This window comes from Variovorax sp. (assembly GCF_965279555.1).
In the GTDB taxonomy this organism is placed as follows: Bacteria; Pseudomonadota; Gammaproteobacteria; order Burkholderiales; family Burkholderiaceae_C; genus Variovorax.
In genome coordinates this window covers 2,123,301-2,139,066 of the sequence record NZ_OZ257247.1, presented here as the reverse complement: position 1 = coordinate 2,139,066, position 15,766 = coordinate 2,123,301, and the positions used below count along the sequence as shown (strand labels likewise).

Sequence of the window (15,766 nt, the reverse complement as noted above, 5' to 3'; positions counted from 1 at the left end):
CCTGGAGTTACTTGTTGTCGAGCCGCGAGCGCACGTAGATGAGCACGAAGCCCACCACCGCCACCAGCCCGCCGGGAATGGCGATCGACCAGCCCAGGGCCGCGTCGGTGCGGCCGGTGGAAATGCCCAGGATGACGAGGAACAGGCCGCCGTAGATCAGGATCCAGATCCACTTTTCCAGGCGGGCATGCGGCTTGGGCGGCTTCGGGGCGTTTGCGGGGGTGTTGGGGGTGGAATTCGGCGGATTGTTGATGGCCATCAGAAGGCGTCCTCGGGCAAAGCGGTACAGGTCGGGTCGCGGGTTTCGACCACGTTGAGCCAGGCACCGATTTTCGGCAGCTCGTAGTGGAAGAAATAGTCCGTGGCGCCGATCTTGCCAGCTGTTACCGCCCTGGCCTTTTCACCGTCGTTCTCCAGGGCCCTGCCGGCCACGTCCAGCCAGATCCAGGCCAGCACCGTGTGCCCGAAGGCCTGCATGTAGGGCACCGCGTTGACCAGTGCGTCCGCCGGGTCGCCGGTGGACCAGGCGGCCTCGGTCGCGCTGCCGATGCGCTGCAGCGCGGCGCCCAGCGCCTTGGCATGGGCCGCCAGCGCCGGCACCTTGGCGGCGCGGCCGATGGTGGCGCTCATGCGGCCGGCCAGCAGCTGCAGGCCGCGGCCCTTTTCCATCAGCACCTTGCGGCCCAGCAGGTCGGCCGCCTGGATGCCGTGCGTGCCCTCGTGGATCATGTTCAGGCGGTTGTCGCGCCAGTACTGTTCCACCGGGAAATCGCGCGTGTAGCCGTAGCCGCCGTGCACCTGGATGGCCAGCGAATTGGCCTCCAGGCACCACTCGCTGGGCCAGCTCTTGGCGATGGGCGTGAGCACTTCCAGCAGCAGGCGCGCGTCGTCTGCGGCCTGGGCGTCGCCGGTCTTCTGCTCGTCGACCAGCCGGGCGCAGTAAAGCTCCAGCGCCAGCGCGCCTTCGCAATACGCCTTCTGCGCCAGCAGCATGCGGCGCACGTCGGCGTGCTCGATGATGCGCACCTGCGGCGCGGCCGAGTCCTTGGCGACGGCGGCGCCGGCAGCCTCGGGCTTCTTGACCAGGCGGCCCTGCGGCCGGGTCTTCGCGTATTCGAGCGAGGCGTGGTAGCCGGCCATGCCGAGCATGGTGGCGGCAGTACCGACCCCGATGCGTGCCTCGTTCATCATGTGGAACATGCAGTTCAGGCCCTTGCCGGGCGCGCCGACCAGGTAGCCCACCGCGCCGGCCTTGCCGTCGACCGGGTACTTGCCCTCGCCGAAGTTCAGCAGCGTGTTGGTGGTGCCGCGCCAGCCCAGCTTGTGGTTCAGGCCCGCGAGCGCCACGTCGTTGCGCTGGCCCGTCAGCTCGCCCTTGGTGTCCACCATGCGCTTGGGCACGATGAACAACGAAATGCCGCGCGTGCCCGGCACCAGCTTGCCGTTCTCGTCGGGAATCTTGGCCAGCACGATGTGCACGATGTTCTCTGTCAGCTCGTGGTCGCCGGCCGAGATCCACATCTTGTTGCCCGTGAGGCGGTAGCGCGGGCCCAGCGGGTCGTTCTGGAAGTCGTCGCCGTCGGGCACGGCGCGCGTGGCCACGTCGCTCAGCGACGAGCCGGCCTGCGGCTCCGACAGGCACATGGTGCCGGCCCAGCGGCCGGAAAACTCGTTCTTGGCGAACACCTCTTTCTGCATCTCGGTGCCGTGCACCATCAGCAGGTTGGCGTTGCCGCTGGTGAGCATGTTCGAGCCGATGCTCACCGAGGCCATCGCGAAGAAGCTGTTGGCGGCGGCCTGCATCGTGTAGGGCAACTGCATGCCGCCGATGTCGTAGTCCTGCGCGGCGCTCATCATTCCCGACTCGACGAAGGCTTTGTGCGCGTCGTGCGTGGCCTGCGGCAGGATGACTTTCTCGCCGTCGAAATGCGGCTCCTGCGTGTCCACCGTGCGGTTGAAGGGCGCGTACTTCTCGCGCGCGATGCGCTCGCAGGTGTCGAGCACCGCGTCGAAGGTCTCGCGCGAATGGTCGGCAAAGCGTTCGCGCTGGTTGAGCGACTCGGCGTCGAGCCAGTCGTAGAGCAGGAAGTCGAGAGTGGAACGCAGGCTCATGGTCGGGTTTTGGTGAGTGTCATGAGGCCGCGGCGTCCCTTCTCAGGAACACCGCGGAACCGGCTCGGCCGGGCCGCCGGTGTTGCCCCCGGAAGGGGGTTGGCGAAGGCGACACGAAGTGCGCCGCAGCCTGGGGGAGAGTCAAAGAACCTCGAACACCCCGGCAGCACCCATGCCCCCGCCGATGCACATCGTGACCACGACCTTCTTGGCGCCGCGGCGCTTGCCTTCGATGAGCGCGTGGCCGGTCAGGCGCTGGCCGCTCACGCCGTAGGGATGGCCCACGGCGATGGCGCCGCCGTCCACGTTCAGGCGGTCGGCCGGAATGCCGAGCTTGTCGCGGCAATAGATGACCTGCACGGCGAAGGCTTCGTTCAGCTCCCACAGGTCGATGTCGTTGACAGTGAGGCCCAGGCGCTTGAGCACCTTCGGAATCGCGAAGACGGGGCCGATGCCCATTTCGTCGGGCTCGCAGCCGGCCACGGCGAAGCCGAGGAAACGGCCCAGGGGCTTCAGGCCCTTCTGCTCGGCGTACTTCTCGTCGACCACCACGCAAGCGCCGCCGCCGTCGGAGAACTGGCTGGCGTTGCCGGCCGAGATCAGGCCGCCGGGCATGGCCGAGCGGATGCCGCTGATGCCTTCCTTGGTGGTGCCGGGGCGGATGCCTTCGTCGTTCTCTACGGTGACTTCCTTGGTGCGCAGGCCCATCACGGGGTCTGCCACGCCGGCCAGCACGGTGATGGGGGCGATCTCGTCCTTGAAGCGGCCGGCTTCCAGCGCGGCGGTGGCCTTCTGCTGGCTGGCGGCGCCGTATTCGTCCATGGCGTCGCGGCCGATGTTGTAGCGCTTGGCGACCTGCTCGGCCGTCTGCAGCATGTTCCAGTAGATCTCGGGCTTGTGCTTCACGAGCCACGGATCGGCCAGCATGTGCTTGTTGGCTTCGTTCTGCACGCACGAGATGCTCTCGACGCCGCCGGCCACATACACCTCGCCTTCGCCCGCGATGATGCGCTGGGCGGCGGTGGCGATGGTCTGCAGGCCCGACGAGCAGAAGCGGTTGATGGTCATGCCCGACGTGGTGATCGGCAGGCCGGCGCGCAGCGCGATCTGGCGCGCGATGTTGGAGCCGGTCGCGCCTTCGGGCGTGGCGCAGCCCATGATGACGTCGTCCACCGAGGCGGGGTCGATGCCGGCGCGCTGCACCGCGTGCTGAACCGCATGGCCGCCCAGGGTGGCGCCGTGCGTCATGTTGAAGGCACCCTTCCAGCTCTTCGCGAGCGGCGTGCGGGCGGTGGAAACAATGACGGCGCTGGTCATGGTGAGGTCCTTTGAAGCAGATGGAAGGGAAAAGAGGTTGTCGTCATTGCGCCGGAGCAGCGTTGGTGTTGCTCAGGAGCTGGTGATAGAAGCCGATCATCTCGCCGTAGTTCGAGATGGCCAGGCGTTCGTTGTTGCCGTGGATGCGCGCCAGGTCTTCGCCCTTCAGCCGGAACGGCGAGAAGCGGAAGACGGCGTCGCTCACGAGGCTGAAGTGGCGCGAATCGGTAGCGGCGGTCATGAGGCCGGGAGCCACAACCGCGTCGGGAAAGCTCTGGCGCACGGCCTGCTGGATCGCGCGGTAACCGGTGCTGTCGGTCGGCGACACGGGCGAAGGCTCCGCGTTGCCCGGGTACTGCTTGATCTTGATGTCGTCGTTGGCCAGCTGCTTGCGCAGGTGCGCCTCGACGCTGGCGAGCGTGTCGCCCGGCAGGATGCGGAAGTTGACGGCAGCCTCGGCGCGGCCGGGCAGCACGTTGTCTTTGTTGCCGGCGCGAACGATGGTCAGCGCGGTGGTCGTGCGCAGCATGGCGTTGCTGCTGGGGCTCTTTTCGAGCAGGCCGCGCACCACGGGCTCGGTGAGCCACAGGTTCGAGAGCATCACGCGGTTCACGCCGCTCATCTCGGGTGCGAGGGTGCTGAACATCTGGCCGGCAATGCCCTTGATGCCGCCGGGCATCGGGTTGGCTTCGAGCCGCGCGAGTGCCGCGCTCATGCTGCCGATGGCGCTGTGCTGCGGCGGCATCGACGAATGGCCGGGAGCGGTGTCGAGCGACAGGAAGAAGGTGCCGTAGCCCTTCTCGGCCAGGCCGATGAGCGCCGCGGGCTTGCTCAGGCCCGGCAGCACGCCGTCGAGCACCAGCAGGCCCTCGTCGAGCACCCAGTCCAGCCGCACGTTGCGCGACTTGAGGAGTTCGGCAATGGGCAGCGCGCCGCGCAGGCCGCTCACCTCTTCGTCGTCGCCCATCACGAGATAGACGGTCTGTTTCGGCTTGAAGCCGGCGCCGATGAGCAGCTCGATGGCTTCCATCTGCGCGAAAAGATTGCTCTTGTTGTCGAGCGTGCCGCGACCCCAGACGAAGCCGTCCTTGATCTCGCCGGCGAATGGGTCGACCGTCCAGGCCTTCTCGGTGCCCGGGGCGATGGGCACCATGTCCTGGTGCGCCATCAGCGCGATGGGCTTGGCTTGCGGATCGGTGCCGGCCCATGTGTAGAGCAGCGCCTTGTTGCCCACCACCTCCTTCTTGAGCGTGGCGTGCACCTTGGGGAACTGCTGCTCCAGGTAGGCATGCAGCTTGTCGAACTCGGCCGCGTTGGCGGCCGGATCGTCCATGCCCGACACAGTGCGGAACGTGATCGCCGTGGACAGCCGCTTGGCGGCCGCCTGCAGATCGATGTCCAGCTTGGGCGCGGGCGCCACCGCCAGCTGCCGAGACGGCGTGGTCCAGGTCTTGACCGCCACGGCGGCCACCAGCAAGACGATTGCCAGCAGCAGCCCGAGGAAGATTCGTTTCAACATTGGCGGTCGGTCCCTTTGCCTTCGCGGATCAGCTGAACTGCTTGCCTTCGGCCACCAGCTTCTGGATCAGCGGCGCGGGCTGCCAGAACTCGGCGTCGTCGCGCGGGTTCTTGGCAAAGCGCTTCATCGTCTCGGCCACGTTGTACAGGCCGACCTGCGATGCGTAATGCATCGGGCCGCCGCGCCAGATCGGGAAGCCGTAGCCGGTCAGGTACACCATGTCGATGTCGCCCGACTTCGAAGCAATGCCGTCTTCCAGGATGTGCGCGCCTTCGTTCACCAGTGCGTACACCAGGCGCTGCACGATTTCCTCATCGGAAATCTTGCGCGGCGTGATGCCCAGTTCCTTGCGGTGGTCCTCGATCATCTTGTTGACGAGTGCCGACGGAATGGCGTCGCGCTTGCCGGCCTGGTAGTCGTACCACCCTGCCCCGGTCTTCTGGCCGAAGCGGCCCAGTTCGCAGAGCTTGTCGGCCGTGCGGCTGTACTTCATGTCGGCGCGCTCGACGGCGCGGCGCTTGCGAATCGCCCAGCCGATGTCGTTGCCGGCCAGGTCGCCCATGCGGAACGGACCCATGGCAAAGCCGAACTTCTCGACGGCCTTGTCGACCTGCTGCGGCGTGGCGCCTTCGTCCAGCAGGAAGCCTGCCTGGCGCGAGTACTGCTCGATCATGCGGTTGCCGATGAAGCCGTCGCACACGCCCGAGACCACGGCCGTCTTCTTGATCTTCTTTCCGATGGCCATGACCGTGGCCAGCACGTCCTTGGCGGTGGCCTTGCCGCGCACCACTTCGAGCAGCTTCATGACGTTGGCGGGGCTGAAGAAGTGCATGCCGACCACGTCCTGCGGACGGTCGGTGAAGGCGGCGATCTTGTCGACGTCGAGCGTCGAGGTGTTGGAGGCCAGGATCGCGCCCTTCTTGGCGACGCGGTCGAGTTCCTTGAAGACCTTCTCCTTCACGCCGAGTTCTTCGAACACGGCTTCGATGATCAGGTCGGCGTCCTTCAGGTCGTCGTAGCTCAGCGTGGTGCTCAGCAGCGCCATGCGCTGTTCGTACTTGTCCTGCTTGAGCTTGCCCTTCTTGACCTGGGCTTCGTAGTTCTTCTTGATGGTGGCAACGCCGCGGTCGAGCGCTTCCTGCTTCATCTCGAGGATCTTGACGGGGATGCCCGCGTTCAGGAAGTTCATCGAGATGCCGCCGCCCATGGTGCCGGCACCGATGACGCCGACGGCCTTGATCTCGCGCTTGGGCGTGTCTTCGGGTACGTCGGGGATCTTGCTCGCGGCGCGCTCGGCCATGAACAGGTGGCGCAGCGCCAGCGATTCGGGCGTGAACATCAGCGCGGTGAAGATGCGGCGCTCTTCGGCCATGCCGGCGTCGAACTTCATCTTGGTGGCGGCCTGCACGGCGTCCACGCACTGCAGCGGCGCGGGGTAGTTCTTCGACATGCCGCCGACCATGTTCTTGGCAAACTGGAAGTAGGCGTCGCCCTGGGGATGCTTGCACGGCAGGTTGCGCACCAGCGGCAGCGCTTCACCGGTCTTGCCGGCCACGCTCCTGGCGAAGGCCACGGCCTCGTCGAACACCGACTCGGGCGAAGCGGCCAGCTTGTCGAACAGCTTCTGGCCGGGCAGGCTCGCGAGCAGTTCGCTCTTCACGGCCTCGCCGCTGACGATCATGTTCAGCGCGGTCTCGACACCCACCACGCGCGGCAGGCGCTGCGTGCCGCCGGCACCGGGGATCAGGCCCAGCTTGACTTCAGGCAATGCAACGCTGGTGCCGGGAGCGGCCACGCGGTAGTGGCAACCCAGTGCCAGCTCGAGGCCGCCGCCCATGCACACCGAATGGATGGCCGCGACGATGGGCTTGGCCGAGGCTTCGAGTGCGAGGATCACGCTCAGCAGATTGGGCTCCTGCAGTGCCTTGGGCGTGCCGAATTCCTTGATGTCCGCGCCGCCCGAGAACGCCTTGCCGGCGCCGGTGATGACGATGGCCTTGACGGCGTCGTCGGCATTGGCCTTGGCCAGGCCATCGGTGATGCCGATGCGGGTCGAGAAACCGAGACCGTTGACCGGAGGGTTGGTCATGGTGATCACGGCGACATCGCCGAGCACTTTGTATTCAGCCGTCATGCTGCGTTCCTTGGTGTGTGAAGAAAAAGAAGAAAAAGCACGAGTGTTCTTTTTCGAGGGATTCTAGGCGTTTCGCGAGGCCGAACAATGGCACGCAGTCGCTGGAGAGACAAGGCCCTCCACGAGGAGGGCGGGGCTTTCGGGAAACACCGCGGAACCGGCTTTGCCGGGCCGCAGGTGTTGCCCCCTGCAAGGGGGAAGGCGTAGCGACACGAAGTGCGCGAAGCCTGGGGGTTTGCCTAGACCTCCAACCACTCTTTGCGAGTTGTTGCATCCGCGCGCAGGCTGTCCGGCGTGCCGTCGAACACGATGCTGCCGTGGCCCATGACGAGCGCACGATCCGATATCTGCATGGCAATGGTGAGCTTCTGCTCGATCAGCAGCACCGAGATGCCCTTGTCCTTCAGCGTGCGCAGGTACTGCCCCACCAGTTCGACGATCTTGGGCGCGAGGCCTTCGGTCGGCTCGTCGATGATGATCAGGTCGGGGTCGCCCATCAGCGTGCGGCACAGCGTGAGCATCTGCTGCTCGCCGCCCGAGAGCACGCCGGCCTCTGTGTGCTGGCGCTCCTTCAGGCGCGGGAACATGGCGTACATGTCGTCGAACGACCAGCGGCTGCCCTTGCCGGCGCCCTTCTGCCCCAGCAGCAGGTTCTGGTGCACCGTGAGCTTGGGGAAGATGTCGCGGTTCTCGGGCACGTAGCCGATGCCGAAGTGCGCGATCTCGTAGGCCTTGCGGCGCAGGATGTCCTGCCCCTTCCATTGCAGGCCGCCCTCGGCATGCACCAGGCCCATGATGGCCTTGGCAGTGGTCGAGCGGCCCGAGCCGTTGCGGCCCAGCAGCGCGACGATTTCGCCGGGGTTCACGTCGAACGAAACGCCATGCAGCACATGGCTCTTGCCGTAGTAGGCGTGGATGTCTTTGAGCTTCAGCATGTCAGGTCTCCCGCCGGGCCGCCCCAAGGGGAGACCTCGCCCCCCCGGGGGGCAACGAATACACGAAGTGATGAGTGTGGGGGCATCAGTGTCCCGCCCCTTGTGCATCCGCGACAGAGGAGCCGAGGTAGGCCTCCTGCACGCGCGCATTCGCGCGCACCGCAGCCGGCGTGTCGAAGGCGATCACTTCGCCGTACACCACCACCGCGATCTTGTCGGCCAGGCCGAAGACAACGCCCATGTCGTGCTCCACCGTCAGCAGCGTCTTGCCCACGGTGACGTGCTTGATGAGCGAGATGAAGTGCGAAGTCTCGGTCTTGCTCATGCCGGCGGTTGGTTCGTCCAGCAGGATCACGCTGGCGCCGCCCGCGATGGTCACGCCGATTTCCAGCGCGCGCTGCTCGGCATAGGTGAGGTTCACCGCATGCACGTCGCGCTTCCTCTCCAGGCCGATCTGCTTGATGAGCTCTTCGGTGCGCTCGTTGGCATCGTCCAGGTTCGACAGGAAGCGCAGGAAGGTGTACTTGTAGCCAAGGCTCCAAAGCACGCCGCAGCGCAGGTTCTCGAACACGCTGAGCTTCGGGAAGATGTTGGTGATCTGGAAGCTGCGCGACAGGCCCATGCGGTTGATCTCATACGGCTTCATGCCGTCGATGCGCTGGCCGTTGAGCAGCACCTCGCCGCTGGTGGGCGTGAGCCGTCCGCTGATCAGGTTGAACAGCGTGGACTTGCCCGCGCCGTTCGGCCCGATGATCGCGATGCGTTCGCCGGCATTCACGGCCAGGTCCACCCCGCGGATGATGTCGGTCTTGCCGAAGCTCTTGCGCAGGGCCTTGAGTTCGAGTGAATAGGTCATGCCGTCTCCCGCCGCTTGATCTCGGCTTCGATTTCTTCCTGTGCCTGGCCCCAGGCCTTCGCGAAGCGCCTGCGGAACACCTCGAAGATGCCCAGGCCCACCGCCAGCAGCGCCACCGCGACGATCCAGCTCGTGGCCGACGAGGTGTCAAGCTGCAGGCCCGCGAACGGCACCATCGGCCCGAGCGCCGCGTTCAACTGCATGTGATAGATCATCTCGACGATGGCCGCCGCGCCCGCGAGCATCACGCCCGCGCCGATGAACAGGCCCACGTACAGCAGGTAGAAGCGCTTGATCTTGCCGAACAGCGCCACGCGCACGTTCATCATGATCAGGCTGGCCACGCCGCCGGGCGCGAACATGACCATCAGCAGGAACACCAGGCCCACGTACAGCAGCCAGGCCTTGCTGAGTTCGGAAAGCAGCACCAGCGCGAACACCAGCAGCGCCGCGCCGATGATCGGCCCGAAGAAGAAGGTCGCACCGCCAAGGAAGGTGAACAGCAGGTAGCTGCCGGAGCGCAGCCCGTTCAGGCTGTCGGCCGCGTTCACGATCTCGAAGTTGATGGCCGCCAGGCCACCGCCGATACCCGCGAAGAAGCCCGCGATGATGAAGGCGAAGTAGCGCACGCGCTGCGTGTTGTAGCCGATGAACTCCACGCGCTCCGGGTTGTCGCGCACCGCGTTCAGCATGCGTCCGAGCGGCGTGCCGGTGAAGGCGAACATCAGCCCGGTGCAGATGAAGCAGTACACGGCGATCAGGTAATACACCTGGTTCTGCGGCCCGAAGTTGATGCCGAAGAACGAGGCGCCGTATACGCGGTTGGTCGTGATGCCGCCTTCGCCGCCGAAGAAGCTGGGGAACATCAGCGCCATTGCGGCCACCAGCTCGCCGAGGCCGAGCGTGATCATCGCAAAGGTGGTGCCCGACTTCTTGGTCGACACGTAGCCGAACACCACCGCGAAGAACATGCCGCCGAGGCCGCCCACGAGCGGAATCAGCACCAGCGGGATCGGCAGCTTGCCGGCGCTGGCCAGGTTCATGGCGTGGATGGCGATGAACGAGCCCAGGCCCACGTACACCGCATGCCCGAAGCTGAGCATGCCGCCCTGCCCCAGCAGGATGTTGTAGCTCAGGCAGATGATGATCAGGTAGCCGATCTGCGACAGCATGGTGAGCGCCAGGCTGCTTGTGAAGATCATCGGCGCCACGATCAGCAGCAGCGCGAAGAAAGACCAGATCAGGATGCGGCCGATGTTCAGCGGCTTGAACCGGTAGTAGCGCACCTGCGTGGAGGTCGAAGCGGTTGTCGTTGCAGTATTCATGGCATCAGTCCTCCCGGGTTCCGAGAAGACCCTTGGGCCTGAAGATGAGGATCAGCACCAGGAACAGGTACGGAAGAATGGGCGCCACCTGCGAGATGGTGAGCTTGAGCAGCTCGTAGCCGAAGGTCTGGTCGGTCACGGCAACGCCGAGCGCCTGCAGGCCGGTCGCGAGCGACTGGTCCATGGCCACCGCAAAGGTCTGCACGACGCCGATGATGAGCGAGGCCAGGAATGCGCCCGCCAATGAGCCCATGCCGCCGACCACCACCACCACGAAGATGATGGAGCCGACCGAACCCGCCATGGCCGGCTCGGTGACGTAGGTGTTGCCGCCGACCACGCCAGCCAGCCCCGCCAGCGCGGCGCCGCCGCCGAACACCAGCATGAACACGCGCGGCACGTTGTGGCCCAGCGCCTCGACCATGTCGGGGTGCTTCAGCGCCGCCTGGATGACCAGGCCGATGCGGGTGCGCGTGAGCAGCAGCCACACAGACACCAGCATCAGCACCGCCACCAGCATGATGAACGAGCGCGACTTGGGGAACTGCGTGCCATAGAGCGTGAAGAGCGGCCCCTGCAGCGCCGTCGGCAGCCCATAGGGCACCGTCGAACGGCCCCACACCAGCTGCACGATTTCGAGAATGAGGTACGAAAGACCGAAGGTCACCAGCAGCTCGGGCACGTGGCCGAACTTGTGGACGCGGCGCAGGCAGTAGCGCTCGAAGGCCGCGCCCAGCGCGAACACCAGCAGCGGCGCAATGATGAGCGCCGGCCAGAAGCCGACGATGCCCGACAGCGTGTAGGCAAAGTAGGCGCCCAGCATGTAGAAGCTGGCGTGCGCGAAATTGAGCACACCCATCATGCTGAAGATCAGCGTGAGGCCAGAGCTCAGCATGAACAACAGCAAGCCGTAGCTCACGCCGTTGAGCAGCGAGATGACGAAGAATTCGACGTTCATCGGTCTTTCGTGTCAGTTAAAAAGAAAAAGGCCCGAGTGTTGAAGTCGGGCCTCGACCGCGTTGGCGCGCTCCCGAAATCAGGAGGGGCGCTTCATCTGGCAGCTGGTGGGCGTGCTGGCCACGTAGGCGTCGTAGTACTTCACGGGTGCCAGCGTGTAGCCGGTGTTCTCCGGGCTGTACGGGTACTTGGCGCTGGCCTTTTCCCAGCGGGCGATGTACAGGCCCTGCTGTAGCTGGTGGTCGGTCTTGCGCAGCTCGACGTCGCCGTTGAAGCTCTTGAACTTCATGCCTTCCATGGCGGCGGCCACCTTGACGGGGTCGGTCGACTTGGTCTTCACGAAGGCTTCGGTCAGTGCCTGGAACACGGTGTAGACGTCGGTGGTGTAGAGGTCGTCGTTGAACTTCTTCTTGAAGTCTTCGGCGTACTTCTGCATCTCGCCGCCCATGTTGTAGTGGGCATAGCCCACCTGATACACCTTGCCGTCGGACGCCGCGCCCATGGCGGTCGGCGTGCCGGTGGTCACGGCGTAGTAGGTGTAGAACTTGACGTTCAGGCCCGAGTCGTTGGCGGACTTGATGAGCAGCGCGAGGTCGGAGCCCCAGTTGCCGGTGATGACGGTGTCGGCACCCGATGCCTTGATCTTCGCGATGTACGGCGCGAAGTCGCGCACCTGCGCGAGCGGGTGCAGGTCGTCGCCGACGATCTGGATGTCGGGACGCTTGTGCTTCAGGTCTTCCTTGGCGAACTTGGAGACCTGCTGGCCGTGCGCATAGTTCTGGCCGATGATGTAGACCTTCTTGATGTCCGGCTGGTCCTTCATGTAGGTGGTCAGCGCTTCCATCTTCATCGACGTGTCGGCGTCGAAGCGGTACTGCCAGTAGCTGCACTTGCTGTTGGTCAGGTCGGGGTCGACGGCCGCATAGTTCAGGTACAGCGCTTCCTTGCCGGGGTTGCGCGCATTGTTCTTCTCGAGCGCATCGATGATGGCCAGCGCCGGGCCGGAGCCGTTGCCCTGCACGATGTAGCGCGCGCCCTGGTCGAGGGCCGAGCGCAGCGCGCTGGTGGTCTCCTGCGGGCTGAGCTTGTTGTCGATGCCGATGATCTCGAACTTCACGCCGGCGGCGTTCTTCTTGTTGAACTCTTCGGCGAAGAACTGGAAGGTCTTCAGCTGATTCGTCCCGACCGCGGCCATGAGGCCCGACAGCGGGTCGAGCCATGCGATCTTGACGGTTTCACCCTTCTGGGCGAGGGCACCGGTGGCGGTGGCCGCAATGGCGGCTGCGGCAGCGATTTTCAGAGCGAACTTCAATCTATATCTCCTGGTCAAACCGAATCAGAACCGAATCAAAACGCTGTACGAGCGTACAAGCGATTGCAACCCCTCCCCTCAGGGAATGCCCGTAAGAGGGAGGCCGCGAAGGGCCGTTTCTATCGCGCATGCGACAGCGCGGCACCCGAATTGCTACCCGTGGGTAGACCGCTGCTACCAGCGGGTAGAAATGTTGGAGCGGACGTTCACGAAAACGCCTCAGGGGCGCTTCATCTGGCAGGTGGTGGGCGTGCTTGCCACGTACGACTCGTAGTACTTCACGGGCACGTTCGTGTAGCCGGTGTTCTCTGCGTCATAGGGGTACTTGGCGCTGGCCTTTTCCCAGCGCGAGATGTACAGGCCCTGCTGCAGCTGGTGGTCGGACTTGCGCATCTCGACTTCGCCGTTGAAGCTCTTGATCTTCATGCCTTCCAGCGCCGCCGCCACCTTGACCGGGTCGGTCGACTTGGTCTTGGCGAAGGCCGCGTCGAGCAGCGCGAACACGTGGTAGATCGAAGCCTGTGTCAGGTCGTCGTTCATGCGCTTCTTGTAGCCGTTGAGCAGCTGCTGGATCTCTCCGCCCATGTTGTAGTGGGCGTAGGCCACGGTGTAGACCTTGCCGTCCGAAGTGGCCCCCATGGCCGTGGGGGTACCGGCGCCCGGCGCGTAGTAGGTCAGGAACTTGACGTTCAGGCCGGAATCGTTGGCCGCCTTGATGAGCAGCGAGAGGTCGGAGCCCCAATTGCCGGTGATGACGGTGTCGGCGCCCGAGGCCTTGATCTTCGCAATGTAGGGCGAGAAGTCGCGCACCTGCGCCAGCGGGTGCAGGTCTTCGCCCACGATCTGGATGTCGGGTCGCTTGACCTTCAGGTCTTCCTTGGCGAACTTGGCCACCTGCACGCCGTGGGCGTAGTTCTGGCCCAGCAGGTAGACCTTCTTGATGTCGGGCTGGTCCTTCATCCAGGCGGTCAGCGCCTCCATCTTCATGGAGGTGTCGGCGTCGACCCGGAAGTGCCAGTAGCTGCACTTGCTGTTGGTCAGGTCGGGGTCGACCGCCGCGTAATTCATGTACAGCAACTCCTTGCCGGGGTTGCGCGAGTTGTTCTTCTCGATGGCATCGATGATGGCCAGCGCCGGGCCGGAGCCGTTGCCCTGCATGATGTAGCGGGCGCCCTGGTCCTGCGCGGAACGCAGCGCGGCGGTGGTCTCCTGCGGGCTGAGCTTGTTGTCGAGCGCGATGATCTCGAACTTCACGCCCGACTGGTTCTTCTTGTTGAACTCCTCGGCAAGGAATTGCGTAGTCTTGAGCTGGTTGGTGCCGACCGCGGCCATGAGGCCGGACAAGGGGTCGAGCCAGGCGATCTTGACTGTCTCGCCCTTTTGCGCGAATGCGGCGGTAAAGCTCACCAACATAGCGCAGGCAGCTACTGACTTGATAGCAAATTGCATGAGGAGTCTCCAGTTTTGATGGGCGGAATCGCAGCGTACAAGCGCCCTTTTTTTCACCGCACAGGGATTGCCCGCAAGGAAGGCCGCCGGGGCGGCTTTCCTATCGCGTGCGCGACAATGCGGCAGGGCTTTGCCTGTGGTTTCAGAGTGTGGGCAGCTTGTAGTCCTTGAGCAGCTCGCGCAGCTTGGTCTTCAGAATCTTTCCGGTGGCGCCCAGCGGAATGGCCTCGACGAACACCACGTCGTCGGGGATCTGCCACTTGGCGGTCTTGCCCTCGTAGAACTTCAGCAGCTCCTCGCGCGTGACTTCGGCGCCCGGCTTCTTCGCGACGGCAATGACCGGCCGCTCGTCCCACTTGGGGTGGAACACGCCGATGCACGCGGCCATGGCCACGGCCGGATGCGCCACGGCGATGTTCTCGATGTCGATGGAGCTGATCCACTCGCCGCCGGACTTGATCACGTCCTTGCTGCGGTCGGTGATCTGCAGGTAGCCCTCGGCGTCGATGGTGGCGACGTCGCCGGTGGGAAACCAGCCGCGGTTGCGCGCATCGGGAATGAGCGGGTCGCCGCCCTCGCCCTTGAAGTATTCCTTGACGATCCACGGCCCCTTGACCAGCAGGTCGCCGTAGGCCTTGCCGTCCCAGGGCAGCTCGTTGCCGTCGCCGTCGACGATCTTCATGTCGACGCCGAAGATCGCGCGGCCCTGCTTCATGCGGATCTTGAGCTGCGCGTCGGGCGGCAGCGTCAGGTGCTTGTTCTTCAGCGTGCACAGCGTGCCCAGCGGGCTCATCTCGGTCATGCCCCAGGCGTGCAGCACCTCGACGTCGTACTTCTCCTGGAACGCCGTGATCATGGCCGGCGGGCAGGCAGAGCCGCCGATGACGGTGCGGTCCAGCTTGCTGAACTTCAGGCCGTTGGTCTGCATGTGGCCCAGCAGCATCTGCCACACGGTGGGCACGCCCGCCGCGAAGGTCACGCCTTCGGCCTCGATCAGGTCGTACACCGATTTGCCGTCGAGCGCCGGTCCGGGGAACACCAGCTTGCAGCCCACCAGCGCGGCCGAGTACGGAATGCCCCAGGCATTGACGTGGAACATGGGCACCACGGGCAGCACCGAGTCGCGCGCCGACAGGCGCATGACGTCGGGCAGCGCCGCGGCGTACGCATGCAGCAGCGTGGAGCGGTGGCTGTAGAGCGCGGCCTTCGGGTTGCCCGTGGTGCCGCTCGTGTAGCACATGCTCGACGCGGAGTTCTCGTCGAAGCTGGGCCATTCGTAGTCGGTGGGCTGCGTGCCCATCCAGCTCTCGTAGCTCACCAGGTTGGGCACGCCGCTGTCGGCCGGCAGCTTGTCGGCATCACACAGTGCAACCCATTTCCGGATCGTGGGACATTTGGCATGCACCGCCTGCACCAGCGGCAGGAAGCTCAGGTCGAAGCACAGGATCTGGTCTTCGGCGTGGTTGGCGATCCAGGCGATCTGGTCGGGGTGCAGGCGCGGGTTGATGGTGTGCAGCACGCGGCCGCTGCCGCTCACGCCGTAGTACAGCTCCAGGTGGCGGTAGCCGTTCCAGGCCAGGGTCGCGACGCGGTCGCTGAACAGCAGTTGCTCGCCGTCCAGCGCATTGGCCACCTGCCTGGCGCGCGATGCGATGTCGCTCCAGGTGCAGCGGTGGATGTCGCCCTCGACACGGCGCGAGACGACCTCGCCGTCGCCATGGTGGCGCTCGGCGAACTCGATCAGCGACGAGATCAAAAGCGGTTGGTCTTGCATCAAACCCAGCATCTACGGACTCCTATGTGAAATGACTTCATGAAAACTTGCGGACAACGGATTCACGCAAGCTTCG

The 15,766-nt window shown here is 65.0% G+C and carries 12 protein-coding genes; all 12 read right to left on the bottom strand.

Annotation, left to right across the window (positions count from 1 at the left end):
• Positions 1 to 7 precede the first annotated feature (7 nt).
• A complete protein-coding gene (locus tag ACQY8B_RS10315; RefSeq protein ID WP_422086613.1) occupies positions 8 to 259 on the bottom strand; it encodes a hypothetical protein in 252 nt (83 codons plus the stop codon).
• Entirely contained in the window at positions 259 to 2,112 is a 1,854-nt protein-coding gene (locus ACQY8B_RS10310; RefSeq protein WP_422086612.1) for an acyl-CoA dehydrogenase, read from the bottom strand. Before ACQY8B_RS10310 ends, ACQY8B_RS10315 begins: the two co-directional genes overlap by 1 nt.
• Before the next feature lie 141 nt (positions 2,113 to 2,253).
• Complete coding sequence (locus tag ACQY8B_RS10305; RefSeq protein ID WP_422086611.1) at positions 2,254 to 3,429, bottom strand: acetyl-CoA C-acyltransferase; 1,176 nt, start codon at positions 3,427 to 3,429, stop codon at positions 2,254 to 2,256.
• A gap of 43 nt (positions 3,430 to 3,472) precedes the next feature.
• Complete coding sequence (locus ACQY8B_RS10300; protein WP_422086610.1) at positions 3,473 to 4,948, bottom strand: M20 family peptidase; 1,476 nt, start codon at positions 4,946 to 4,948, stop codon at positions 3,473 to 3,475.
• Between the two features lie 28 nt (positions 4,949 to 4,976).
• Complete coding sequence (locus tag ACQY8B_RS10295) at positions 4,977 to 7,082, bottom strand: 3-hydroxyacyl-CoA dehydrogenase NAD-binding domain-containing protein (protein WP_422086609.1); 2,106 nt, start codon at positions 7,080 to 7,082, stop codon at positions 4,977 to 4,979.
• Positions 7,083 to 7,321: 239 nt separating this feature from the next.
• Positions 7,322 to 8,017 carry an ABC transporter ATP-binding protein gene (locus tag ACQY8B_RS10290; protein ID WP_422086608.1) on the bottom strand — a complete coding sequence of 232 codons (696 nt, stop codon included), beginning with the start codon at positions 8,015 to 8,017 and terminating at the stop codon, positions 7,322 to 7,324.
• Positions 8,018 to 8,102: 85 nt separating this feature from the next.
• Positions 8,103 to 8,873, bottom strand: coding sequence for an ABC transporter ATP-binding protein (locus ACQY8B_RS10285; protein WP_422086607.1), 771 nt, complete (start codon positions 8,871 to 8,873; stop codon positions 8,103 to 8,105).
• Positions 8,870 to 10,198 (bottom strand): branched-chain amino acid ABC transporter permease, encoded by a 1,329-nt coding sequence (locus ACQY8B_RS10280; protein ID WP_422086606.1) that lies wholly within the window; start codon positions 10,196 to 10,198, stop codon positions 8,870 to 8,872. The genes ACQY8B_RS10285 and ACQY8B_RS10280 overlap by 4 nt, the downstream gene beginning before the upstream one ends.
• Before the next feature lie 4 nt (positions 10,199 to 10,202).
• Positions 10,203 to 11,156, bottom strand: coding sequence for a branched-chain amino acid ABC transporter permease (locus ACQY8B_RS10275; protein WP_422086605.1), 954 nt, complete (start codon positions 11,154 to 11,156; stop codon positions 10,203 to 10,205).
• A gap of 78 nt (positions 11,157 to 11,234) precedes the next feature.
• On the bottom strand, positions 11,235 to 12,467 hold the full coding sequence (locus ACQY8B_RS10270; RefSeq protein ID WP_422086604.1) for a branched-chain amino acid ABC transporter substrate-binding protein: 1,233 nt from the start codon (positions 12,465 to 12,467) through the stop codon (positions 11,235 to 11,237).
• 219 nt (positions 12,468 to 12,686) lie between these two features.
• Positions 12,687 to 13,916 (bottom strand): branched-chain amino acid ABC transporter substrate-binding protein, encoded by a 1,230-nt coding sequence (locus ACQY8B_RS10265; protein ID WP_422086603.1) that lies wholly within the window; start codon positions 13,914 to 13,916, stop codon positions 12,687 to 12,689.
• A 142-nt stretch (positions 13,917 to 14,058) separates the two neighbouring features.
• The gene (locus ACQY8B_RS10260; protein ID WP_422086602.1) at positions 14,059 to 15,702 is read right to left on the bottom strand and encodes a 3-(methylthio)propionyl-CoA ligase; all 1,644 of its coding nucleotides are present in this window, start codon (positions 15,700 to 15,702) and stop codon (positions 14,059 to 14,061) included.
• Between the last annotated feature and the right edge of the window lie 64 nt (positions 15,703 to 15,766).